Origin of the sequence: Xanthomonas translucens pv. cerealis (assembly GCF_006838285.1) — a bacterium.
GTDB classification, from domain to species: Bacteria; Pseudomonadota; Gammaproteobacteria; order Xanthomonadales; family Xanthomonadaceae; genus Xanthomonas_A; species Xanthomonas_A cerealis.
Map to the genome: position 1 here is coordinate 2,537,572 of NZ_CP038228.1, position 21,386 is coordinate 2,558,957.

At 69.8% G+C, this 21,386-nt stretch carries 25 protein-coding genes; 13 read left to right on the forward strand and 12 right to left on the reverse strand.

The genetic code is table 11. The features are described from left to right. Nucleotides 1-162 precede the first annotated feature (162 nt). The gene (mprF, locus tag E4A48_RS11085) at nt 163-2,727 is read left to right on the forward strand and encodes a bifunctional lysylphosphatidylglycerol flippase/synthetase MprF (RefSeq protein ID WP_039006986.1); all 2,565 of its coding nucleotides are present in this window, start codon (nt 163-165) and stop codon (nt 2,725-2,727) included. Between the two features lie 94 nt (nt 2,728-2,821). On the opposite strand, the gene E4A48_RS11090 is transcribed toward mprF, so the two are convergent. From E4A48_RS11090 to E4A48_RS11115, 6 genes are all read right to left on the reverse strand, one after another. Then, the gene (locus tag E4A48_RS11090; RefSeq protein WP_409976378.1) at nt 2,822-4,216 is read right to left on the reverse strand and encodes a virulence factor family protein; all 1,395 of its coding nucleotides are present in this window, start codon (nt 4,214-4,216) and stop codon (nt 2,822-2,824) included. Between the two features lie 182 nt (nt 4,217-4,398). Further along, on the reverse strand, nt 4,399-4,575 hold the full coding sequence (locus E4A48_RS11095; RefSeq protein WP_039009178.1) for an oxidoreductase-like domain-containing protein: 177 nt from the start codon (nt 4,573-4,575) through the stop codon (nt 4,399-4,401). A gap of 70 nt (nt 4,576-4,645) precedes the next feature. Next, nucleotides 4,646-5,251, reverse strand: coding sequence for an HD domain-containing protein (locus E4A48_RS11100; RefSeq protein ID WP_142742416.1), 606 nt, complete (start codon nt 5,249-5,251; stop codon nt 4,646-4,648). After that, the gene (locus E4A48_RS11105) at nt 5,248-5,889 is read right to left on the reverse strand and encodes a 2'-5' RNA ligase family protein (RefSeq protein ID WP_039006993.1); all 642 of its coding nucleotides are present in this window, start codon (nt 5,887-5,889) and stop codon (nt 5,248-5,250) included. Before E4A48_RS11105 ends, E4A48_RS11100 begins: the two co-directional genes overlap by 4 nt. A 226-nt stretch (nt 5,890-6,115) precedes the next feature. Beyond that, nucleotides 6,116-6,571, reverse strand: coding sequence for a PA2169 family four-helix-bundle protein (locus E4A48_RS11110; RefSeq protein ID WP_039006994.1), 456 nt, complete (start codon nt 6,569-6,571; stop codon nt 6,116-6,118). A gap of 342 nt (nt 6,572-6,913) precedes the next feature. Next, entirely contained in the window at nt 6,914-8,122 is a 1,209-nt protein-coding gene (locus E4A48_RS11115) for an MFS transporter (protein WP_039006997.1), read from the reverse strand. A 330-nt stretch (nt 8,123-8,452) separates the two neighbouring features. On the opposite strand from E4A48_RS11115, the gene E4A48_RS11120 reads away from it, so the two are divergent. After that, a complete protein-coding gene (locus E4A48_RS11120; RefSeq protein ID WP_039006998.1) occupies nt 8,453-9,541 on the forward strand; it encodes an alkene reductase in 1,089 nt (362 codons plus the stop codon). A 55-nt stretch (nt 9,542-9,596) separates the two neighbouring features. On the opposite strand, the gene E4A48_RS11125 is transcribed toward E4A48_RS11120, so the two are convergent. Continuing rightward, nucleotides 9,597-9,938 (reverse strand): zinc ribbon domain-containing protein YjdM, encoded by a 342-nt coding sequence (locus E4A48_RS11125; protein ID WP_039007000.1) that lies wholly within the window; start codon nt 9,936-9,938, stop codon nt 9,597-9,599. A 171-nt stretch (nt 9,939-10,109) separates the two neighbouring features. Between E4A48_RS11125 and E4A48_RS11130 the strand changes: the two genes are divergently transcribed. The 8 genes from E4A48_RS11130 to E4A48_RS11165 all read left to right on the forward strand — a co-directional run bounded on the left by E4A48_RS11130 (nt 10,110) and on the right by E4A48_RS11165 (nt 15,595). Continuing rightward, the gene (locus E4A48_RS11130) at nt 10,110-10,580 is read left to right on the forward strand and encodes an FKBP-type peptidyl-prolyl cis-trans isomerase (protein WP_039007002.1); all 471 of its coding nucleotides are present in this window, start codon (nt 10,110-10,112) and stop codon (nt 10,578-10,580) included. A 196-nt stretch (nt 10,581-10,776) separates the two neighbouring features. Continuing rightward, a complete protein-coding gene (locus E4A48_RS11135; RefSeq protein WP_142742417.1) occupies nt 10,777-12,135 on the forward strand; it encodes an Hsp70 family protein in 1,359 nt (452 codons plus the stop codon). 238 nt (nt 12,136-12,373) lie between these two features. After that, a complete protein-coding gene (locus E4A48_RS11140; protein ID WP_058196886.1) occupies nt 12,374-13,054 on the forward strand; it encodes a class I SAM-dependent methyltransferase in 681 nt (226 codons plus the stop codon). After that, on the forward strand, nt 13,051-13,383 hold the full coding sequence (locus E4A48_RS11145; RefSeq protein ID WP_039007008.1) for a YkgJ family cysteine cluster protein: 333 nt from the start codon (nt 13,051-13,053) through the stop codon (nt 13,381-13,383). Before E4A48_RS11140 ends, E4A48_RS11145 begins: the two co-directional genes overlap by 4 nt. Nucleotides 13,384-13,399: 16 nt before the next feature. Beyond that, nucleotides 13,400-13,600 carry a hypothetical protein gene (locus E4A48_RS11150; RefSeq protein WP_039007009.1) on the forward strand — a complete coding sequence of 67 codons (201 nt, stop codon included), beginning with the start codon at nt 13,400-13,402 and terminating at the stop codon, nt 13,598-13,600. A 94-nt stretch (nt 13,601-13,694) separates the two neighbouring features. Continuing rightward, a complete protein-coding gene (locus E4A48_RS11155; protein WP_039007011.1) occupies nt 13,695-14,489 on the forward strand; it encodes an EAL domain-containing protein in 795 nt (264 codons plus the stop codon). Nucleotides 14,490-14,609: 120 nt separating this feature from the next. After that, complete coding sequence (locus E4A48_RS11160) at nt 14,610-15,188, forward strand: mechanosensitive ion channel domain-containing protein (RefSeq protein ID WP_039007012.1); 579 nt, start codon at nt 14,610-14,612, stop codon at nt 15,186-15,188. 134 nt (nt 15,189-15,322) lie between these two features. Then, nucleotides 15,323-15,595, forward strand: coding sequence for a DUF2789 domain-containing protein (locus E4A48_RS11165; protein ID WP_039007015.1), 273 nt, complete (start codon nt 15,323-15,325; stop codon nt 15,593-15,595). A gap of 38 nt (nt 15,596-15,633) precedes the next feature. Here E4A48_RS11165 and E4A48_RS11170 read toward each other — a convergent pair whose 3' ends face one another. Further along, complete coding sequence (locus tag E4A48_RS11170; RefSeq protein ID WP_039009179.1) at nt 15,634-15,900, reverse strand: DksA/TraR family C4-type zinc finger protein; 267 nt, start codon at nt 15,898-15,900, stop codon at nt 15,634-15,636. A 340-nt stretch (nt 15,901-16,240) separates the two neighbouring features. Further along, nucleotides 16,241-16,774: a DUF2058 domain-containing protein gene (locus tag E4A48_RS11175; protein WP_142742418.1), complete on the reverse strand. Its 534-nt coding sequence runs from the start codon at nt 16,772-16,774 to the stop codon at nt 16,241-16,243. Between the two features lie 106 nt (nt 16,775-16,880). Here E4A48_RS11175 and E4A48_RS11180 point away from each other — a divergent pair, with 106 nt between their 5' ends. Next, nucleotides 16,881-17,387, forward strand: coding sequence for a YgjP-like metallopeptidase domain-containing protein (locus E4A48_RS11180; RefSeq protein WP_039007019.1), 507 nt, complete (start codon nt 16,881-16,883; stop codon nt 17,385-17,387). A gap of 70 nt (nt 17,388-17,457) precedes the next feature. Then, on the forward strand, nt 17,458-18,168 hold the full coding sequence (locus E4A48_RS11185) for an rRNA pseudouridine synthase (protein WP_142742419.1): 711 nt from the start codon (nt 17,458-17,460) through the stop codon (nt 18,166-18,168). Here the strand turns inward: E4A48_RS11185 and E4A48_RS21070 are convergent. Continuing rightward, nucleotides 18,141-18,272 carry a hypothetical protein gene (locus E4A48_RS21070; RefSeq protein WP_260607936.1) on the reverse strand — a complete coding sequence of 44 codons (132 nt, stop codon included), beginning with the start codon at nt 18,270-18,272 and terminating at the stop codon, nt 18,141-18,143. The genes E4A48_RS11185 and E4A48_RS21070 overlap by 28 nt on opposite strands. On the opposite strand from E4A48_RS21070, the gene E4A48_RS11190 reads away from it, so the two are divergent. Further along, the gene (locus E4A48_RS11190) at nt 18,271-18,531 is read left to right on the forward strand and encodes a hypothetical protein (protein ID WP_142742420.1); all 261 of its coding nucleotides are present in this window, start codon (nt 18,271-18,273) and stop codon (nt 18,529-18,531) included. The genes E4A48_RS21070 and E4A48_RS11190 overlap by 2 nt on opposite strands. 56 nt (nt 18,532-18,587) lie before the next feature. On the opposite strand, the gene E4A48_RS11195 is transcribed toward E4A48_RS11190, so the two are convergent. Beyond that, nucleotides 18,588-19,391: an SGNH/GDSL hydrolase family protein gene (locus E4A48_RS11195; RefSeq protein ID WP_058196932.1), complete on the reverse strand. Its 804-nt coding sequence runs from the start codon at nt 19,389-19,391 to the stop codon at nt 18,588-18,590. Between the two features lie 290 nt (nt 19,392-19,681). Next, on the reverse strand, nt 19,682-20,818 hold the full coding sequence (locus E4A48_RS11200) for a sensor histidine kinase (RefSeq protein ID WP_142742421.1): 1,137 nt from the start codon (nt 20,816-20,818) through the stop codon (nt 19,682-19,684). Nucleotides 20,819-21,386 lie beyond the last annotated feature (568 nt).

Consider the following 21,386-nt stretch of genomic DNA (forward strand, 5'->3'; position numbering starts at 1 on the left):
CCGCCGGTACAGCCCCAGGCCAGCCGATATCGCGATGCACCAGCCCCTTTGCGCCTGCCGGCGCGCCAACGCGATGACCCGCGCCGCCAACGCCGCATGCCTGCGCGATGCCGCCGGCGTCTGCGCACAGTTCCCTCTCTTCTTCGCTTACGCTGCCTTGCAATGACCGACACCGCATCTCCCGCTTCCCCCTCCCCTGCCGGCTGGCGCCGCGCGCTGCCGGTGCTGTTCAGCCTGGTGATCCTGGCGCTGGCGCTGCACGCGCTAGCCACCGAGTTCAGTACCCACGGCTATGCCGCGATCCGCCATGCCTTCAACCAGCTCGGTGTCGGCCAGATCGCGCTGACCCTGGTGCTGGGGCTGAGCAGCTATGCCTGCCTGATCGGCTTCGATGCGGTCGGCCTGCACCGCAGCGGGCGCAAGCTGCATCCGATGCGGATCGGCGTCACCGCGTTCCTGGCGCATGCGGTCGGGCAGACCCTGGGCTTCGCCGCGCTCACCGGCGGCGCGGTGCGCCTGCGCGGCTATGGCCGGGCAGGGCTGAGCCTGGCCGAGATCGGCCAGGTGGTGCTGATGAGCACGCTCGGCTTCGTGTTCGGCGCCTGGCTGCTGCTGGCATTGGCGCTGATCCTGGAACCGACGTCGGCGGCGCTGGCGCTGCCGCTCGGCGGGCAGGCGGTGCGCGCGTTCGGCATCGCGCTGCTGGCCGGCTTCGGCCTGATGCTGCTGCTGGCCGGGCGCGAAGGCCGCACGTTGCGCTGGCGCAGCCACGAACTGTGGCTGCCGGACCGGCGCACCGCGCTCGGCGTGACCGCGCTGAGCGTGGTCGAACTGGGCCTGGCCAGCGCCGCGTTCTACGTGCTGCTGCCGGACGAATCGGGGATCGAGTTCGTCGGCTTCGTCGGCCTGTACCTGGTCGCGGTGGTGGCCGGGTTGATGTCCACCGTGCCGGCCGGACTGGGCGTGTTCGAGTGGAGCCTGCTCAAGCTGCTGCCCGGCGTGGCCCCGGCCGCGGTGCTGGCAGCGGCGCTGATCTACCGCATCACCTACTACGTGGTGCCGCTGCTGCTGTCGGTGCTGATGGCCGCGGCCTCGGGCCTGCGCCGGCCGCTGGCGGCCAGCGCCGGCGGCGTGCGCGTGGCGTGGGGCACGCTGCGCCCGTGGCTGCCGCAGATCATCGCCATGGCGGTGTTCGCGGTCGGCGCGGCGCTGGTCATCGACGGCACCCTGCCAACGCCGAAACGGCGCCTGGGCATGGCGCCGCTGTCGATCGTGGAGACCTCGCACCTGCTGTCCAGCCTCGGCGGCGTGGTGCTGCTGCTGATCGGCCAGGGCCTGCAGCGGCGCAGCCATGCGGCGTGGGTGCTGGCGATCGGCATCTGCGTGCTGCTGCCGCTGCCGGCCTGGCTGCGCGGCGGCCATGCCTCGGTGGCGCTGTCCTCGCTGGTGGTGGCGGCCGGGCTGTGGGGCGCGCGCCGCGAGTTCTACCGGCAGGGCTCGCTGCTCGACGAGGCCTGGTCGTGGCCATGGATCCGCAACCTGGGCCTGGTGCTGATCGCGACCATATGGCTGCTGTTCTTCGTCTACAGCCACGTCGAATACCAGAACGAGCTGTGGTGGCAGTTCGCCACCTCGGCCAATGCTCCGCGCGCGCTGCGCGCGGTGCTGCTGGTCAGCGTGGCGGTGGTGGTGTTCGGGCTGGCGCGCTTGCTGCACAGCACGCGCTCGCCGCTGCCGGCGGCCGATACGGCGCAGCTGGACGCGCTGGCGCCGGTGCTGGCCGTGGCCACCGACACCCAGGCCTGCCTGGTGCTGACCGGCGACAAGGCGCTGCTGACAGACGAGGGCGGCCAGGGCTTCGTGATGATGCAGCGCTATGGCGGCTCGCTGGTGGCGATGGGCGATCCGGTGGGGCCGCCGGAGGTCGCGCGGGCGCTGATCTGGCGTTTCCGCGAGGAAGCCGACCGCCTGGGCCTGCGCCCGGTGTTCTATCAGGTCGGCGAGCAGCACTGGCAGACCTACCTCGACCTGGGCCTGACCCTGGTCAAGCTGGGCGAGGAAGCGATGGTGTCGCTGCAAGACTTCCACCTGGAAGGCCGCGAGCGCGCCGACCTGCGCCAGGCCTGGAACCGCGGCAAGCGCAGCGGGCTGAGCTTCCGCATCTTGCCGCTGGAGGAGATCGACACGCTGATGCCGGTGCTGGCCGACGTCTCGCAGCAATGGCTGGAGGAAAAGGCCGGCGAAGAGAAAGGCTTCTCGCTGGGCAGCTTCAACCCGGCCTATCTGCGCCGCTTCCCGATCGCGGTGGTCGAGGCCGAGGGCAAGGTCGTGGCCTTCGCCAACCTGTGGCAGGCGCCGGCCGGACACGAGCTGTCGGTGGACCTGATGCGGTATATCGCCGACGCGCCGAAGGGCACCATGGATTTCCTGTTCATCGAGCTGTTCCTGTGGAGCCGCGAACAGGGCTACAAGCGCTTCTCGCTGGGCATGGCGCCGCTATCGGGCCTGGCCCAGCATCGTCTGGCCGGGCGCTGGAACCGTTTCGGCAACCTGATCGTGCGCCACGGCGAGCGTTTCTACGGCTTCACCGGCCTGCGCCGCTTCAAGTCCAAGTTCGCCCCGGCCTGGCGCACCCGCTACCTGGCCGCCCCCGGCGGCATGCACCTGCCGGCGGCGCTACTGGACGTGACGCGGCTGATTTCGCTGGATCCGAGGAAGCCTGAGTAGCCGGGACTCGGGACTCGGGACCGGGGACCCGAAGAACGTTTCTCGGTAAGGCCCCACAGCTTTTGCTGTTGCTTTTCCGGGTCCCCGGTCCCGACTATTTCGCCCCGATCCGCTGCAATATCTGCCTGGCCAGTTCCGCGTAGTCGCCCTTGAAGTGGTGGTCGCCGGGCAGCTTCACCAGCTGCGCGCCGCCGTGCGGCAGATCCGGGCAGACGCTGTCGTCGTCGTCCTCGCCGTAGATGCACAGGGTCCGCGCGGCCGGCATCTTCGCCACGTCCGGGGCGATCGGCAGGCCGTCGTCGACGGAACTGATCCAGTTGGAGACATGGAATTCGTAGTCGGCGGTCTTGCCCAGCGACAGCAGCGCGGTGGTCTGCACTTGCGCGCGCATCGTCGGCGGCAACTGGTTGTAGGCGGCCGGCAAGACGTCGGCGCCCTGCGAGAAACCGACCAGCACCACCCGCCCGCGTTGCCACAGGTGGCTGTAGTGGCGGTAGATGCGGTCCAGGTCGGTGGCGAAGCCCTGCGGGGTGCGCTCGCTCCAGAAGTAACGCAGCGAATCCACACCGACCACCGGGATGCCGGCCTGGGCCAGCGCGCCGGCGACCTGCTGGTCGAGTCCGGCCCAGCCGCCGTCGCCGGAGACGAAGATCGCGAACACCTGGTCGTGGTCGTGGTCGTGGTCGGCGGCCGCGGCGGCAGGCACTTCGACCACCGGCAGCCCGGCCAGGTCGACCGGCGTCGGCGGCAGGCTGACCCCGCGCTGCGCGCCGAGCGAGCGCACGGCCGCACGCAGCCCTGGCAAGGCATCGCCGCTGGCGCTGCGGCGGAACTGCTGCGCCTGCGGCACCTGCTGCACGAACGCATCGCTCTGCTTGGTGCAGCGGCCCTTGCCCGGCACATCGATCGCGCTCAGCCACGGCAGCGGCAGCGCCGCCGGCTGCAGCGCACGCGCCGGCGCGGTGATGCCGGCGCCGCAGATCTGGTCGTCGAGCACCTGCACCGGACAGAAATCCTCAGTGACCAGGCCGGCCAGCAGGTGCTTGGGCGCCTGCGCCGCGACCGCATAGGCCAGCGCGGCGCCGTCGCCATCGCCGACCAACAGCGGCAGGCGGTAGGTCGGCACGTGGTAATAGGCCTGCACGTAGCGCGAGAAGTTCTCGACGTCGCCAGCGGAAAAACCGCAGGTGCCGGGGATCTTGGCCAGCACCGCCTGCAGGTGCGCGCCGTCGATCACCACCACCATCGCACCGTCGTCGCGCAACGCCTCGATCTGGCGCATGCGCGCGGCCGCGCCGTGTTTGCCGCCGGCGAACCACAGCACCACGCGCTGCGCTTCGCCCTGCGGCAGCAGCACCGGGACCTGTTCGAAGCGACCGTGGCTGAGTTTTTCCGGGACCGCGGCCGGTGTCGCCGTCGTCGCGGCAGCCGCCGTGGCGGTCAGCCCGACCAGCGCACATCCCCACATCCATCCGCCACGCATTCGCATCATCTGGCAATCCTGAAAAGGCATGCCAAAGATAATCCCGAACGGCCGCGGCGCGAAGCACGGCGCGGACGCCGGTTCATGCGGGGTACGCCGGAAGCTTGCCTGCAGGCCGCCGCGGCAGCGAGCAGGCGGCCGCGCCGGCGCGGGCTGCGGCGACGCGCGGCGAGCGCTCACGCGCCCGGCTAAGGCGCGGGATGGCGCAGTCGCCATGCCGCCAGCGCCTGCCGATAGCGCGCCACTTCTTCGTTGTACAGGTCGTGGACGCACAGCGGACAACCGCTGTTGCAGCAATCGCTGGGCAGCGGCGGCTGCGGCGGTTGCGGGCACGGATCGGTAGTGGCGAAATCGGAATCGGACATCACGGTGCGCGGCGGATGGCACGCCAGCGGCGTGAACAAGCGCGCATTGTAGAACGCCGGCGCGGCCAGCTCAGCCGATCGCCTGGCGCAGGTTGGCGCGCGCCGCCGCGTCGTAGCGCGCATGGAACCAGCCGCTGAGGAAGATGCGCGGCTGCGCCAGCACTGTCTGCAGGAACGCACGGCGCTTGCGCCGGTATAGCCAGGCCGGCACCACGCCGCGGTACTCCTCGGCGATGGCGCGATCGTAGGCGGCAAAGACGGTCGGATCGGCGCCGAGGATGGCCATGTCGCAGTCCAGGAACAGCGCCGCTTCGGCATCCACCGCCGCGGCGGACAGTCGCCCGTGACGCGCGGTCAGTTCAATCAGCGCGGCAACGCGTGCCGCATCCAGTCCCGCCTCGGGCAGCCACTGCGCGATCGCCGCCTGCGCCAGGCGCGCCGACTGCGCCTCGTTGTCGCTGCGGCCGGCGTGGTACACCGCGTCGTGGTACAGCACCGCCAGATACACCTCGCGCGGCTGCCGCCAGCCGACCGCCGCGGCGACCTCGGCGTCGTGGCCGAGCACCGCCTGCACGTGGCCGAAATGGTGATAGGCGCGCGGCGGCGCGGCATAGACCGCCTGCAACTGCGCCCATTGCGCGTCGGGCAGGGTCAGCGGCGGCGCCGGTTCGCTCATCCGCTTGCCGCGGCGCCGGCGTGCGCAGCGTCGGCCGCCACCGCGGATAGCGGCCAGGTCGCTTCGTGCAGATAGCGGCCCTGCCCTTGCACGCTGCGGATCAGGCTCACCGCGGCCACCGTCCAGCGCACCTGCGGCACCGCCTGCAGCGGCACGGCCAGAGCGTCGTAGGCCAGGGTGATGTGCGGGACATAGGCCGCCTCGGCGCGCGTGGCCACGCCCTGGCGCACCAGCCGCTGCTGCAGCGCGTCGCGCAACCCGCGCAGCGCCGGCGGCTCGCCGTCGCCGTGCAGCACCAGCGGCCGCGCGCGGCCACGCCCGCCGAAGCTGAGCACCCGATCGAAGCACAGTTCGAACGGCGCCGCCGCCAGCGCCTGTCCGGCGGCATGCGCCTGCTGCAGCAGGCGCGGCGGCATGCCGGCGTACGCGCCGAGGTACTGCAGGGTCAGATGCAGGCGCTCGACCGGCAACGCAGGCCCGCGCAGGCCATGCGCGGCGCGCAGGCGTTCGCCCAGCGCGAACATGCGCTGCGCGGTGGCCGCATCCGGCAACACGGCGAAGAACAGGCTTTCGCGCGCGGCCGGCGCGGCGAAACCGAGCGAGAACTGCGCGTCTGTGGAAGAAGCGTCGTGGACCATCGGCAGGCTGCGGCGGAAACCGCGGGCGACTCGGCAACGGGTGGGCGGCCATGGTAGCAAGCGCCTCGCCGTCGCCGCGCCTTGCCTGCGGCTGCACAACGCAAAAGGCCGACCGGATTGCATCCGGTCGGCCTCTGCGCTCGTGCGGCAACGGCATGCTGGCGTGCGCGAGCAGCACAGCGTGCCGCGTACTCGCTGCCGGCCGGATCCAGGTCCGGCCTGCGGCTTAGGCCGCGTTCTTCATCGCCAGCTTGCGGGTGCGCATCACGTCGTGGCAGGCGCGCACTTCCGGCAGCAACTTGGTCGCCGCATCGCGCGCGGCGACCGGGGTGTCGCTGTCGGCGATGGTGTCGTTGAATGCCTTCAGCAGGCGATCCTCGGACTCTTCCAGTTCGGCCACATAGCCGTACTTGGTGTCGCCCAGCGCGGCACGCACCTTGGCGTACATCTGCTGCATGCTGCCGACCATGGTGCCGTGCGCGTCGGGCTTGCCGCCGACCGCCTGCACCACTGCGCTGAGGCCGCTGACGATGTCCGCCTTGACCCCGGCGATACGCAGGAACAACGCCGACAGCTCGGTGTCGCCGACCTTCTGCGCCGCTTCCTGGTAGAACTGCTGGCCGTCGCGGGAAATGGCGATGAGGTCGTTGAGGCTGTGGGTGGTCTTGCTCTGAATGCTCATGGATGGAACTCCTTCTGCAATGGGCCGGCGAACATCGCGCAACGGGCACGTCGGGTCGTGTTGCCCTGGATGTCGCCTGGCCGCGGGATGAAGCGTGTTGCCGCGTTGCGTCGTGGGACGGATGCTGGACGCAGGGGCATAAAGTGCACGTGAGCCGAAACGCATGCGTCCTCACGCCACGCTGGCAGGCATGAACGGTCATTCATGGCGTCGGCCGATGGCCTGGCGTTCTTCGCCAGTCGTGCGCGCAGACGACAACGGAACGCAGCGGTTTGCGGCGGCTGTCGCGCAACGCGCAGGCGCAGCGCTGCGCCAGGCGCATCCGCGCGATGGCGGCCTGCCCTAGCCGGCAGTCGCCAGCCGCCCGGCGCGGCGCGCGTCGTGGCGCGCCCACAGGTAGACCAGCAGCCCGCCCAGCGCCGCCGTCGCGCCGACGTAGCCGGTCGAGGTCCAGCCCAGTCCGGCGCTGATCGCGACCCCGCCCATCCACGGCCCCAGTGCATTGGCCAGGTTGAACGCGGCGTGGTTGGAGGCCGCGGCCAGGGTCTGCGCCTCGCTGGCCACATCCATCAGCCGGGTCTGCAGCACCGGCGCCAGCGCGCCCATCGTGCCGACCGCGACCACCGCCGGCAGCACCGCCCACGGCGAGTGCGCGGCCAGCGGCCACGCCAGCAGCACCGCCATCGACCACAGCAGCACCAGCGGCACCGCACGGAACTGCAGCCGGTCGAACAGCCACCCGCCGGCCAGATTGCCAAGCAGGCCGCCCAAGCCGAACGCGCACATCGCGAACGGGATCCAGCGCTCGGAGACGCCGGTGACCTGGGTCAGGGTCGGCGCCAGATAACTGAACACGCAGAACATGCCGGCGAAGCCGACCGAGCCGATGCCCAGCGCCAGCCACACCTGCGGACGGTTGAACGCGCGCAGCTCGCGCAGCGGCCGCTGCCGCGGCTCGTGCGGATCGGCCGGCAGCAGGCGCATGACCAGCACCACGGTCAGCACCGCGATCGCCGCCACCAGCGCATAGGCGTAGCGCCATTGCGCCACCTGGCCGAGCCAGGTCGCCAGCGGATTGCCGATCAGCACCGCCAGGTTCAGCCCGAGCAGCACCCGGCTCACCGCCGCGCCGCGCTGGTCGGGGCGGCTGATCGACGCGGCAACCAGGGTGGCCACGCCGAAATAGGCGCCATGTGGCAGACCGGCGATGAAGCGCACCAGCAGCATGCTGTGATAGTCAGGCGCCAGCGCGCTGGCCAGGTTGCCGACCGCGTAGAAGCCCATCAACGCCAGCAGCAGGGTGCGCCGCGGCCAGCGCGCGCCGACGATCGCCAGCAGCGGCGCGCCGACCACCACGCCCAGCGCATAGGCGCTGATCAGGTGCCCGACCTGCGGCGCGTCGATCGCCAGCCCGCGCGCGATGTACGGCATCAGGCCCATCGTGGAGAACTCACTGGTGCCGATCGCGAAGCCGCCCATCGCCAGCGCGAACAGGATCAGCAGATAGCCGCGGCGCGATAGCGGCGCCTGAGAAGCGACGGGAGTGGACATGCCCGGGACCTGATCGAGGGTTGAACAGTATTGTGCATCGCAACATGCAACGGCACCCGTGCGTGTGCAACAGCGCGTTGCGCACGGTGTTCGTCTATGTCGCCCTGGTCGCGCCAGCCGTCCGCCGTCAGCCTGGCACGTCAGCCGCTGCCGACCACGCAGCGCCTCCAACACGGCGCCGCAGGCGCCGGCGAGCCTGCCGCCAGCAACGCACTGTCCCATCGCGACTACGCGTAACCACGGTGACCATCCCCATGTTTACCGAGAGACGATCGGCGCCTTTGGCGCGGTGCTGTCCCTGCCCCCATTCCTCGTTCGAGACACCTACCGATGACCGCTACCGCTTCCCCGTTGTTCGCCCCGCTGCGCCTGGGCGCGATCGAACTGGCCAACCGCATCGTGATGGCGCCGCTGACCCGCAATCGCGCTGAAGGCGAAGGCCGCATCCCCTCGCCGCTGGCGGCGGAGTACTACGGTCAGCGCGCCAGCGCCGGGCTGATCGTCGCCGAAGCCACCCAGATCAGCCCGATGGGCCAGGGCTACATGGATACGCCCGGGATCTATAGCGATGTCCAGGTCGCCGCCTGGAAGACCGTCACCGCCGAGGTGCACCGCCGCGGCGGCAGGATCGTGTTGCAGCTGTGGCACGTCGGCCGCATCTCCCACGTCAGCCTGCTGCCGGACGGCGCCGCGCCGGTGGCGCCGAGCGCGCTGCGCGCCAATGCCAAGACCTATACCGCCGAGGGCTTCAGCGACGTCTCAGAACCGCGTGCGCTGCGTCTGGACGAGATTCCCGCGCTGCTCGAGGACTTCCGCCACGCCGCGCGCAACGCCATCGCCGCCGGCTTCGACGGCGTGGAAGTGCACGCGGCCAATGGCTACCTGATCGACCAGTTCCTGCGCGACGGCAGCAACCGCCGCGACGACGCCTACGGTGGCAGCATCGAGAACCGCACTCGGCTACTGTTCGAGGTGGTGCAAGCGGTGGCGCAGGAGATCGGTGCCGAGCGCACCGGCGTGCGCCTGTCGCCGGTGACGCCTGCAAACGACGCGCACGACAGCGACCCGCAGCCGCTGTTCGAGCGCGCGGTCGAACGCCTGGATCCGCTCGGCCTGGCCTTCGTGCACGTGATCGAGGGCGCCACCGGCGGCCCGCGCGACAACATCGCTTTCGACTATGCCGCGCTGCGCGCCAGGTTCCGCGGACCATGGCTGGTCAACAACGGCTACGACAAGGCGCTGGCCGAACGGGTCATCGCCGCGGACGCTGCCGACGCGGTCGCATTCGGACGCCCGTTCATCGCCAATCCGGACCTGGTGGAACGGCTGCGCCGCGATGCGCCGCTCAATCCGCTGGACGCGGACACGCTGTACGGCGGCGGCGCCAAGGGCTATACCGATTACCCGACGCTGGCCTGAGCCGGACACGCGGCGGCGGCCGCTACCTGCCGTCGCCGCAACCAGCACCCACGGCTCACGCCTTGCGCAGGAAGCAGGTCTTCAGCACCAGGCCCTTGATCTTGTCCGAGTTGCCTTCGATGTGCTCGGCATCGTCCTCGACCAGGCGGATGCCGCGGATCACCGAGCCCTGCTTGAGCGGGATCGACGAGCCCTTGACCTTCAGGTCCTTGATCACCACCACCGTGTCGCCGGCCTGCAGCACGTTGCCGTTGCTGTCGCGCACCAGGGTTTGCGCAGCGGAGTCGGTATCGGCCGCCGCCGGCCACTCGTAGCCGCAATCGGCGCAGATCCACAGCGCGCCGTCCAGGTAGGTGTTGTGCAGGGTGCATTGCGGGCAGGCGGGTGCGGCGGACATGGGGTTCCTTGTTGCGGCGACGACGGGGCGAATGGCCATTGTAACCGCCCGCTGCGCAGCGCCGACTTGCGATCCGCCGGCGCTTTTCGTTAGGGTATTCGGGTAGCACCTTGCATCGCGCTGTGACTGTGCCGGCGTATCCCACTTCTCAATGAATGAATGAGGTTTCCCATGGAGATCGCCAACGGTCTTGTCGCCACCATCCACTACACCCTGACCGACGATGCGGGCGAGGTGATCGATCAATCCTCGCCGGACAATCCGCTCAGCTATCTGCACGGTGCCGGCAACATCGTGCCGGGGCTGGAAAATGCGCTAACCGGCAAGCGCAGCGGCGAGCGCGTGCAGGTCGACGTGATCCCGGACGAAGGCTACGGGCCGCGCCACGATCAACTGCAGCAGGAGGTGCCGCGCAGCTCGTTCCCGGACGCCGAAAGCCTCGCCGCCGGCATGCAGTTCCAGGCGCAGACCGACCAGGGGCCGCTGCTGGTCACGGTGGTCGATGTCGGCCCCGAGCTGGTGACCATCGACGGCAACCATCCGCTGGCCGGGCAGGTGCTGCATTTTGCGGTGGAAGTGGCCGGCGTGCGCGAGGCCACCGAACAGGAAAAGGACCAGGGCCACGCGGGCGCGGCGCTGTAATCGCACCCGCACCGGCTGTATCCGCACCAGGCCCGCAATCGCGGGCCTGGTGCAGTCCGCGGGGATACCGACCATACCCGCAACGGCGATGCCCGACCGCTGCCACGCATGCCGGCGCGGCAGCGGCGCTGGCCGGCTTGCGCCACGCAGCGGCTTGCCGCACAGTGCGCGGCCCCCTGCCCGGCCCCGCAGCGACATGAGACTCGGCATCGATTTCGGCACCAGCAACTCCGCCGCCGCCGCGGTGATCGATGGCCGCGTGGTGCCGATCGGCTTCGGCGACCAGCACCAGTTCCGCACCACCGTGTACTTCCCGGAGGTGATGCGCGATCCGTCCGATTTCGAGCTGACCCCGGCGCTGGAGCGGCAGGTGGACGAGCTGATCGAATCCGGCCGCCGCGATGCGGCCGCCGCCGGCCGCACGCGCAGCCGCGACGACTTGCGCCGCGACGCGATCCGCGTGGTTCGCCGGCAATGGATGGAAGCGCAGATGCGCGAGCCGCGCAGTTCCGCGGCGCTGCTGCAGAACGCGGTGTACGGCGACGCCGCGCTGGATGCGTATTTCCTCGAAGGCGAAGGCAGCCTGGTGCAGAGCCCGAAATCGATGCTCGGCTACAACCTGCATCCGCGCGCCAGGCAGACCATCACCGGCATCGCCACCCACATCCTCGAACACATCCGCCTGACCGCGTCGCAGCAACTGGGCCTGCAGGTGCGCAGCGCGCTGCTCGGGCGCCCGGTGCAGTTCCGCAGTTCGATCGGCGAAGCCGGCAACGCGCAGGCGCTGCAGATCCTGCACAGCGCCGCGCTCGCCGCCGGCTTCGACGACGTCGGGTTCCTGGAAGAACCAGCCGCCGCGGCGATGCACTACCACGCCGGCAGCGACGCACGCCACGACGCGGTGGTGGTGGACATCGGCGGCGGCACCACCGACATCGCCCACGCCAGCGTCGGCGGCGACGGCGCGCCGCAGGTGCATCGCGCCTGGGGCATCGCCCGCGGCGGCACCGACATCGACCTGGCGCTGAGCCTGGCCAGCTTCATGCCGCTGTTTGGCCGCGGCAGCACCCGCGTACCGACCCACCACTACGTCGAGGCGGCGATGGTGCAGGACACCACCCGCCAGCGCGATTTCCGCCAGCATCGCTACGACGAGGTACCGCGCCCGTACGACACCCGGCTGCAGGCGCTGCAGGACACCGGCAACACCGCGCGCCTTTACCGCGCGGTGGAACGCAGCAAGATCCGCCTCAGCGACAGCGAGCAGCATGCGGAGGCGCTGGACTACATCGAAGCCGGGCTGCAAGTGCAGGTGCGCGCCGCCGAACTGACCCATGCCGCGCGCAGCTATCTGGAAGCCTTCGGCGAGCTGCTGGCGCAGGTGCGCAGCGACATCGGCCGCGAGCCGGCGGCGGTGTTCCTGACCGGCGGCATGTCGCGCGCCGGCTACATCCAGCAGATCGCCGCCGCCGCGTTCCCGCAGGCGCGCCTGGTCCACGGCGACCCCTCGTTCGGCGTGGTCCAGGGCCTGGCGCTGGCCGCCGCGCAGCGCTGAGCGCCGCAGCCCGCACCCCCGGCGTGCAACCGCAGCGCGCACCGGCACGACCTGGCGTACAAAGGCGCTAGCGCAGGTTCCGTTCATACGCAAGAGGGGCGACTGGCGTAATATGGGCGGTCACGCTTCAGCGTCACGTTTTTACACGCGTCTCGTCCGGCCGTTTCTGTCGCCCGACTCGCCCCTCTTCTCGCGCCAGCCTCCGTCCCGCTTCGGGCCGGACCCACCGGGAGCGTCTGTGTCCGGCTACACCACCCAGATCAACACGCTCAACCTGGGCGGCCAGGACTATCGCATCCGTTCGCTGCTCGATACCCAACAGTTCTCCGATCCCGACGCGCAGGCCGAAGCGGCCGGCATCTCCTCGGCGCAATGGAGCCTGTTCGGCAACGTGTGGCCGGCCGGGCGGCTGCTCGCCGAAACGATGGCGCTGTTCGACATCGGCGGCAAGCGCATCCTGGAGATCGGCTGCGGCCTCGGCCTGGCCAGCCTGGTGCTGCGCCGCCGCGGCGCCGACATCGTCGCCAGCGACCGCCACCCGTTGACCGAAGTGTTCCTGGCCTACAACGCCGCGCTCAACGAACTGCCCGCGGTGCCGTACCGGCGCCTCGACTGGGACCAGCCCAACCCCGAGCTGGGCCGTTTCGAGGTGATCATCGGCAGCGACGTGCTGTACGAACACCAGCATCCGGGCATGCTCGCCGAACTGCTGGCGCGGCACGCCACGGCGAGCGCGGAAGTGCTGATCGCCGATCCGGGCCGCGGCAACAGCGCCGCGCTGACCCGCGCGCTGGCCACGCAGGGCTATGCGCTCAGCGAACAGCGCGAGCTGCAGCTCTGCCCCGACGATCTGCCGCCGCATCGCGGCCGCGTGCTGCGCTTCCAGCGCACTGCCGCACCCATCGGGGACGCCGCTTGAACACGCAACCGACACCCCGCGCCACGGCCGAAAAATCGGTCAGCTGCGATCGCTGCGACGCGATCTGCTGCCGCCTGACCGTGCTGCTGATGCCCGACGACAAGGTGCCTGAGCATCTCACCGAGCACACCGCGCAAGGCCTGCACGTGATGGCGCGCGACGAGGACGGCTGGTGCGTGGCGGTGGACAGCAAGCGCATGTGCTGCTCGATCTACGAACAGCGCCCGGCGATCTGCCGCAAATTCACGATGGCCGGTCCGTATTGCCGCGACATCCGCCGCATCCACAACGATCAGTTGGCGCGCGGCATTCCCCTGACGATGTACTGACTCCAGGAGATTCACCATGGCACGTCCCACCAGCAAGACCCCGCCCCCGACCGCCAAGACCGCCCGCGGCGGCGCCGGCGGCGACAAGGCGCAGAAAGGCCTCAGCCGCGAGCGTATCGAGGCCGACATGGCCGCGTTCCGCAAGGCCGGCGGCCGCGTCGAAGTGCTCGGCACCACCCGCGTGCTGAAGAAAGTCGACGAAGCCGAAGCCGGCTGAGTCCGCGCGTGGCGGCAACGCCGCACGTGATGTCGGCGCCGTCTTCACGGCGCCGCCCGATAATCCAGACCTCTTCCTGCGGTAGCCGCGCGGTATGCTCCTGCGATCCCTGTCTGCCGAACTAGGCCAACCGGCCTGCGGCAATTGCCGCGATGGCGAACCGCTCGACTTCGGCGTGCGCATGGCGTTCCAGCCGATCGTCGATGCCGATGCGCGCACGGTCTACGCCTACGAGGCGCTGGTGCGCGGCGAGGACGGCAGCGGCGCGGCCGCGGTGCTGGCGCGGGTGCGCCCGCAGCAACTGTACCGCTTCGACCAGACCTGCCGGGTGCAGGCGATCGCCACAGCGGCACGGCTGGGCCTGCGCACCCGACTGTCGATCAATTTCATTGCCAACGCGGTCTACGAACCGGCGACCTGCATCCGCCTGACCCTGGCCGCGGCCGAGCGCTACGGCGTGCCGACCGGCGACTTGATCTTCGAGATGAGCGAATCCGAGCGCATCCACGACCTGCCCAAGGTGGTGCGGATCCTGCGCGACTACGCGCAGCGCGGCATCCTGACCGCGATCGACGATTTCGGTGCCGGCCACTCCGGACTCAACCTGCTCGCCGATTTCCAGCCGCACCTGCTCAAGCTGGACATGGCCCTGATCCGCGACATCGATACCAGCGCACCGCGCCGGCATATCGTCGCCGGCATCCTCGGCATGGCCGCGGCACTGGGCTGCCGGGTGCTTGCCGAGGGCGTGGAAACGCCCGCCGAATATCGCGCGTTGCGCGCGCTGGGCATCGGCTTGTACCAAGGTTTCCTGTTCGCGATGCCGGCGCTGGAAGCGCTGCCGGAGATTCCCGCCGAACGCTGGGACAGCCTGCAACAGGATCCTTGAGCGGCGCGCGACGACCACTCCCGGGGAGTCGCATTGCCCGCATCGTCGGCGCGACCCGCACTTGCCCGATACCGCGACGATTGCGACCATCGCGCCTCCCCCGCCACGCCGACAGCGCCGATGTCCTCGCTCCACGCCATGCCGCCGCCCTGGGCCCACCGCTGGCTGGACCTGATCGTGCCAGGTGCGCAGATCGCGCTGATCGTGCTGGCCGCGTGGTTGTTGCGCACGCTGTTGCGGCGGCTGGTGCGGCGCCTGAGCGAGCACCACGCGCTGCCGCCCGAACTGACGATGCTGGCGCGCCGCGGCAGCGGCTTCGTGATCTACAGCACGGCGCTGCTGCTGATCCTGGATCGGCTGGGCGTGTCCGGCACGGTGCTGTGGACTGCGTTCACCGGCTTCGCCGCAGTGGCAGCGGTGGCGTTCTTCGCGGCCTGGAGCGTGCTGTCCAACATCTTCTGCACGCTGCTGATCTTCGCCACGCGGCCGTTCCGCCTGCATGACCACATCGAACTGCTCGAGAACGGCGAAAAGCCCGGGCTCAAGGGCCAGGTGGTGGACATCAACCTGATCTACACCACGCTGCGCGAGACCCGCGACGACGCCGGCGACAGCGTGCTGCAGGTCCCCAACAGCCTGTTCTTCCAGCGCAGCACGCGGCGCTGGCGCGGCCATCCAGTGCCGCCAGGACTTGGTTAGCGCTGATCGGCAGGCGCCAGGCACGGCGCAAGCGCAGGTCCTAACAAGACCCTGATCGCGCGGACGCTATGGTGTCAGGCCACGCACGCCGCCGCAGCGCGACGCGCGCCCTCCCCCTGCCGATAAGGTGACCCATGGAACAACCTGTCCACCCGTTCGCCGAACTGTTCGCGCAATTGGGCCTGCCCAATACCGAAACCGATATCCGCCAGTTCCTCGCCCGCCATTCGCCGCTGCCGGACACGATGCGGCTGGAAGAAGCGCCGTTCTGGACGCTGGCGCAAGCGCAGCTGCTGCGCGAGGAGCGCCTGGACGACGCCGACTGGGCGATGGTGGTCGACCAGCTCAACATCGCCCTGCACGCGCGGCCGGTGCCTCCGGTCAGCAGCGCCGCCAACGACGACTGATCTCCATCCCCAGGCGCGCCAGGAATCGACGACACGCCCTAGCGCAGCTGGCTGTCCTTGCTGCCGCGGCGGTTGTAGCCGCTGTGCTCGTGCTGCTCGCGGTCCTGCGCGTCCTGGCACGCCACGCATAGGCGCACGCCGGGCAGCGCCTTGCGCCGCGCCTCGGGGATCGGCGCATCGCAGGCTTCGCACTGCGCCAGGCTCGGTCCCTGCGGCAGCTGCCGGCGCGCACGCTCGATCGCATCTTCGACGGTGGCGTCGATCTGCTCCTGCACCGCGCCGTCGTTCGCCCAGCCTGTGGCCATGATCGTCTCCAAAGGATTCGTCAGTCCTGATGATGCGGCCGCGGCCGGCGATTGCAATGCACGCCGGTTTCACATTCGCCGGCATGTTCATGACCGGCGCACGCGCGGCCACCAAATTGGCCGAGCAGGAACTCCAGCGTTACAGGGCCTGGTCCGCGAACATGGGACGCAGGCGCGCGCGGAACGCATCGGGCCGGCAATGCCGGTGCACGCCACCTGCAGGCAGATCGCCTGCGTGCGCGTCGATTGCGATGGCGCCGGAGTGCAGCCGCTAGCTAGCGGCACGCAGCGCGGGTGCACGCGCCGCTGTGCAGCGCCCGGAAAACAGCAACGTGGCCGGCTACCAGATCAGGTCGTCCGGTACCTGGAAGCGGCTGTAGTACGGATCGTCTTCGCCGCTGGCGGCCACAGCCTGGGTGGTATCGAGCACGATCGCGGCGGGATCGCGGCTGACCACTTTCTCTACCACCGCGCGCGGGATCGGCACATAGCCGGCATCCAGCCGCGCGATCACCGCCGCGCCACTGATCAGCTGCGCGCGCAGCGCCGCATCCACCCGCAGCCGCTGGATCTTGCCGGCATCGGTGAAATGGTAGTCGATCTCGCCATCGGCCTTGAGCTTGTGGCTGTCCACGATCTGCCGCGCCTGCGCGCGCTGCTCCTGCGCGCGCGCCTGCGCGTTGCGCTCGGCGGCCAGCGCGCGGTCGCGCTCCACCCGTTCCAGCCGTAGCCGCTCGCTCTCCAGCTGCTCGGCGCTGGGCGGCGGCGGCGCCTTGCCGTGGCGCGCCTTGGCCTGCTCGCGCGCGACCTGCGCCACCTGGTTCTTCTTCACCAGGCCGGCCTTGAGCAGTTGTTCCTGCAGGGGATTGCGCATCGGGAAAATCCAGCCGATCCAAGACGTTGACCGCTATCTTACCCGCTGCGGCCGCCCCCTTGGCCGCGGCCGTGCGGCGGCCGCCAGGGCGCGCTATCGTGGCGCCATGCAAGCGCTGAAATACCTCGTCGGCTATCCGCCGCATGTGCAGGATCAGGTCCGCGAACTGATCGCGCGCGATCGTCTCGGCGAATGGCTGCGCAAGCGCTACGACACGCCCAATCCGGTACGCAACGACCGCCAGCTGTATGCCTACACGCTGGCGTTGAAGGACCGCCACATGCGCAGCTCCGAGCCACTGCACAAGGTGATCTACGACAACCGGCTGCAGGCGGTGAAGCACGCGCTCGGCACCCACACCAGCGTCTCGCGGGTGCAGGGCAGCCGGCTCAAGGCCAGCCGCGAGATCCGTATCGCCGGCGTGTTCCGCGACGCGCCGGCGGCGTTCCTGCAGATGATCGTGGCGCACGAACTGGCGCACCTGAAAGAAAGCGCGCACAACAAGCCGTTCTACCAGCTGTGCACGCACATGGCGCCGGACTACCACCAGCTGGAATTCGATCTTCGCCTGTACCTGACCCAGCTCGATCTCGCCGGCGCCGCGCACAGCTGAGCAGCCTCGCGCGTGGCAGGGCGACGACGCCTGCACGTACACTGCCCTGCCCTGATCGCCGAGCCATTCGATGTCCGCCCCTACCCGCCTCGACAAATACGTGGCCGCCATGCTGCCGTGCTCGCGCAGCGAAGCGCAGCAGTACATCGAGGGCGGCTGGGTCAGCGTGGACGGCGTGGTGGTCGAGGAACCGCAGGCGGCGGTGACCACGCAACAGGTGACCCTGGCCGCCGATGCGCAACTGGGCGCAGTCGAGCCGGCCACCTTGCTGCTGCACAAGCCCGCCGGGCTGGACCTGGACGCCGCCCTGGCCCTGGTCGGGCCGGACACGCGCAGCGCGGTGGACATGGCCAATGTGCGCGTGCTGAAGCGCCACTTCCTGCGCCTGAACGCGCCGCTGGCGCTGGAAGACGCCGCCAGCGGCCTGCTGGTGCTGAGCCAGGACGGCCGCGTGCTGCGCCGCCTGACCGAGGACGCGACCTCGATCGAACAGGAATTCGTGGTCGAGGTGCGCGGCGAACTGCGCCCCTACGGCATGTTGCGGCTGGCGCACGGCCTGGTCTACCAGCAGCGCAGCCTGCCGCCGTGCAAGGTCAGCTGGCAGAACGAGGACCGCCTGCGCTTCGCGATCAAGCACGTGCAGCCGGGGCAGCTACAGCACATGTGCGCCGAAGTGGGGCTGGAAGCGATCAGCCTGCGGCGCCTGCGCGTGGGCCGCATCCCGCTGGGCAAGCTGGCACCGGGCGAATGGCGCTATTTGCCCGGCGGCGAGCGCTTCTGAGCAGCGGCGGTCAGGGAGACCGGTGAGGCGCCGGCCCACGGCGAACCGGCGCGCATCGTCTCGATCACCGACGGCGCCTGCATCAGCGCCTGCCTGGATTTCATGGACCGGCTGCTGGAAGGCCCCGGCGTGGAGCAGGTCGGCCAGCCGAGCGGCGCCGACACGCTCTACACCGAAGTGGAAAGCGTGCCGCTGCCGAGCGGACGCGCGACCTTGCTGCTGCCGATGCAGCGCCTGGAGAGGCGCCAGCGCGGCGCGCTTCAGCCATATGCGCCGCGCGTGCGCCTGGACGCCGCCGCCGCGGTGAACGCCTGGCTGCGGCGCGAAGTCACCGCGCTGGGATCCGCGCACGACGCGCCATAGCGCCTCGGTGCGATCCGGATCGCAATCGGCTCTTCGAGCACCACGGACAGCCGCGCTTACGGCTGCGCCAGCGCGCGCTCCAGCGCCTGCTGCGCCAACGGCGCCATCACCGCATAGCCGGCGACGGTGGGATGCACGCCATCGTAGGCCAGCGCCTTGTCCATGCCGCCCTGCCGGTTGCGCAGCTTGCTGTGGTAATCCAGGTACACCGCGCCGTGGCTGTGTGCGTACTGCGCGATCCAGGCGTTGAGCGCGCGGATCTTTTCCGCCGGCTGCAGGCCGGGCCGCCACGGGTAGTCGCTGACCGGCAGCACCGAGGCCAGCACCAGCTTGATGTGGTTGGCCTGCGCCAGTTCCGCCATCGAGCGCAGGTTGTCCTCGATCATCCGCTGCGTGACCAGGCCAGTGTTGCCAGCCAGGTCGTTGGTGCCGGCCAGGATCACCACCGCGGCCGGCTTCAGGTCGATCACGTCCTGGCGGAAACGCACCAGCATCTGCGCGGTGGTCTGCCCGGAGATGCCGCGGTTGACGTAGGGCTTGCCGGGGAAGAATGTCGTGCCTTGCATGCGTCCCCACGCGTCGGTGATCGAATCGCCATAGAACACCACGCGCTGTTCGCCCGCGGCAGGCGCCGCCAACGCAGCGTTGTCGGCGCGGTAGCGGCCCAGCTGCGCCCAGTCGAGCAGGCGCTGCTGCAGTTCGGCCACCTGCTGGGCCGGTACGGTGTCCGGCGCTTGCGTGTACAGCGCATCCACCTTGCCCTGCAGCGCGTCGGCGGCAGGCGCGGCGGTTTGCGCGAACGCAGGAGCGACGGCACTCAGGCACAGCGACAACAGCGCTACACGCGATGACTGTTTCACGATCCACCTCCAGCTCAGGGAAACACGTCACCCTAATCCAAATCGGGCGCAGCCGCGCGCGTCGGTCGTTTGCGCGTTGCTGGCGGCAAGCATGGGGAAGTGCGTCCGTTGTCTCTTTTCCCGTCGGGAAAAGGTGGCCCGCAGCGCCGGATGAGGGTCCGGGCGAAGCCTCGCGCACCCAAACTCCGCGAGACGCTTTCGCGCCGGACCCTCACCCCAACCCCTCTCCCGGGCGGAGAGGGGCTTCGCGGCTGCGGTGGGAGGGCTGCTGCGAGCCGGTCCGATCTCGCTCAGCCGTTGGCGGGTGCATGCCGCGGAAGCGTCGCCAGGAAACGGGTGCCTTCCTGTTGCGAGGAGCTGACCTCGATACGCCCGCCATGCGCGCCGACGATCTGGTCGACGATGTACAGGCCCAGGCCCAGATTCGCGCCGGCAACCTGTGGCGTGCCGTCGGCGTGCGCGGTGGTGGTCAACGGCTCGAACACCGAGGCCAGCATCGCCTCGGGAATCGGCGGCCCCAGATTGTGCACGCTCAGGCCCACCTCGTCCGCCATCAGGCCGTTCAATGCGATCGTGATCTGCTGATCGCGGCTGCCGTACTTCAATGCGTTGTTCAGCAGGTTCGCGATCACCCGACGCAGCCGCATCCCGTCCCAGCTGCCGTGCAAATCGCCGACCGTGATCACCTGCATCGCCCGTTTCGGATAGATCGTGGCCATCTCGTCGACGATTTCCTGGGCCAGCGCCTCCAGGCTGGCCGCGTGCGGGCGTACCGGAATCGACACGCCCAAGTTGTCGCCGGTGAAGTCCATCAGGTCGTCCAGGATCGCCTTCATCTGCATGGCGCTGCGCAGCAACATGCGCGCCTGCGGCGCTTGTTGCTCGCCTTGCCCCAGCATCAGTTCCGCGCAACTCATCACCGCCGACAACGGGCCGCGCAGGTCGTGGCCGAGGATGCCCATGAACAGATGCTGGGTCTGCTCCACGCTTTCCATGAAGGCGCGCACCGAATCGGCCAGGATCTGGTCCAGCGCCTCATTGAAGCGGCTCATGTCCGGCAGATCCTGTACGCCCGGCGTGTGTTCGGATCGACTCCACAGGCGCATCACGCTGGCGCGCAGCGCACGGAATTCCGACACCAGCTGCATCATGCCGAAGCCGTGCTTGACCCGTTGCCGGGCGTGCAGGCTCGCGGCGCCATCGGTCTCGAACTGCTCCGACCCGGCGTCCAGCGACCTGAGCCGCAGCTCCGTCGCGCTCATCGGCGCGCGCATGTCGGCGACGATTTCGGCCAGCAGTTGCGCGGCGTGATCGCGCAACTGGAATGCGCTCATCGCCTCGCCTTGCGCACCGCGGCTACGCGCGAACGCGATCCAGTCGTCGCACAACGGACCGATGTTGGCCTCGATGAAATCGGCCAACTTCACGCCGGCACCCTGGTACCTGAGCCGCCGCATCCTAGCCGCCGAGCGCGCCCATTCGCCGCGGGCATGGCCCCCGCGCCGCTCGCCGTCGTCGCCGCGCGGCCTCTTAAGCAAAACATCCCCATTGCGTCAGCCCCCAGCGTCGATACGCCAGCTTAAACATTCCAGCTTGAATGCCTACACCTGGACCGTGCCGGAACGGGCGAAGCGATGCCATGTGTCGCCGCCGCCGCCCGGTTTTCGCGATGGCGCGCAGTGGCGTGGGACACGCCGCGCATCGCAGGCGTACCGCTGCGCCACACGCTCGGCATTCAGTCGCCACTCATGCGCCGAGGGGTTTCGCGTATCGGCACGCATGCCGCGCAGGCACCAACGCCTGCATGGCGGATGTCGGACACACAAGCCGTTGCCCAGCACGGGAAGCAGCGCATACGCCGCGGCATGCCGGCCATCGGGCATGCAGAGGTTTTCTAGGCGACCTCTACGCGACACCACGCCCGCGATTGTTTTTCGCTATCCATGCAACCTTTTCGCAGCCCCTAACTTTTTTGTGCGTACATGACACGCGCGG

Excerpts from the sequence above, each read along its gene's own strand:
- E4A48_RS11135 (WP_142742417.1), top strand. The coding sequence starts at position 10,777 with ATGAGACTCGGCATCGATTTCGGCACCAGCAACTCCGCCGCCGCCGCG.
- E4A48_RS11165 (WP_039007015.1), top strand. The coding sequence starts at position 15,323 with ATGGAACAACCTGTCCACCCGTTCGCCGAACTGTTCGCGCAATTGGGC.
- E4A48_RS11115 (WP_039006997.1), bottom strand. The coding sequence starts at position 8,122 with ATGTCCACTCCCGTCGCTTCTCAGGCGCCGCTATCGCGCCGCGGCTAT.
- E4A48_RS11180 (WP_039007019.1), top strand. The coding sequence starts at position 16,881 with ATGCAAGCGCTGAAATACCTCGTCGGCTATCCGCCGCATGTGCAGGAT.
- E4A48_RS11175 (WP_142742418.1), bottom strand. The coding sequence starts at position 16,774 with ATGCGCAATCCCCTGCAGGAACAACTGCTCAAGGCCGGCCTGGTGAAG.
- E4A48_RS11170 (WP_039009179.1), bottom strand. The coding sequence starts at position 15,900 with ATGGCCACAGGCTGGGCGAACGACGGCGCGGTGCAGGAGCAGATCGAC.
- E4A48_RS11155 (WP_039007011.1), top strand. The coding sequence starts at position 13,695 with ATGCTCCTGCGATCCCTGTCTGCCGAACTAGGCCAACCGGCCTGCGGC.
- E4A48_RS11100 (WP_142742416.1), bottom strand. The coding sequence starts at position 5,251 with ATGAGCGAACCGGCGCCGCCGCTGACCCTGCCCGACGCGCAATGGGCG.
- E4A48_RS11095 (WP_039009178.1), bottom strand. The coding sequence starts at position 4,575 with ATGTCCGATTCCGATTTCGCCACTACCGATCCGTGCCCGCAACCGCCG.
- mprF (WP_039006986.1), top strand. The coding sequence starts at position 163 with ATGACCGACACCGCATCTCCCGCTTCCCCCTCCCCTGCCGGCTGGCGC.
- E4A48_RS11090 (WP_409976378.1), bottom strand. The coding sequence starts at position 4,216 with ATGCGAATGCGTGGCGGATGGATGTGGGGATGTGCGCTGGTCGGGCTG.
- E4A48_RS11150 (WP_039007009.1), top strand. The coding sequence starts at position 13,400 with ATGGCACGTCCCACCAGCAAGACCCCGCCCCCGACCGCCAAGACCGCC.
- E4A48_RS11110 (WP_039006994.1), bottom strand. The coding sequence starts at position 6,571 with ATGAGCATTCAGAGCAAGACCACCCACAGCCTCAACGACCTCATCGCC.
- E4A48_RS11185 (WP_142742419.1), top strand. The coding sequence starts at position 17,458 with ATGTCCGCCCCTACCCGCCTCGACAAATACGTGGCCGCCATGCTGCCG.
- E4A48_RS11125 (WP_039007000.1), bottom strand. The coding sequence starts at position 9,938 with ATGTCCGCCGCACCCGCCTGCCCGCAATGCACCCTGCACAACACCTAC.
- E4A48_RS11105 (WP_039006993.1), bottom strand. The coding sequence starts at position 5,889 with ATGGTCCACGACGCTTCTTCCACAGACGCGCAGTTCTCGCTCGGTTTC.
- E4A48_RS11160 (WP_039007012.1), top strand. The coding sequence starts at position 14,610 with ATGTCCTCGCTCCACGCCATGCCGCCGCCCTGGGCCCACCGCTGGCTG.
- E4A48_RS11190 (WP_142742420.1), top strand. The coding sequence starts at position 18,271 with ATGGACCGGCTGCTGGAAGGCCCCGGCGTGGAGCAGGTCGGCCAGCCG.
- E4A48_RS21070 (WP_260607936.1), bottom strand. The coding sequence starts at position 18,272 with ATGAAATCCAGGCAGGCGCTGATGCAGGCGCCGTCGGTGATCGAGACG.
- E4A48_RS11120 (WP_039006998.1), top strand. The coding sequence starts at position 8,453 with ATGACCGCTACCGCTTCCCCGTTGTTCGCCCCGCTGCGCCTGGGCGCG.
- E4A48_RS11130 (WP_039007002.1), top strand. The coding sequence starts at position 10,110 with ATGGAGATCGCCAACGGTCTTGTCGCCACCATCCACTACACCCTGACC.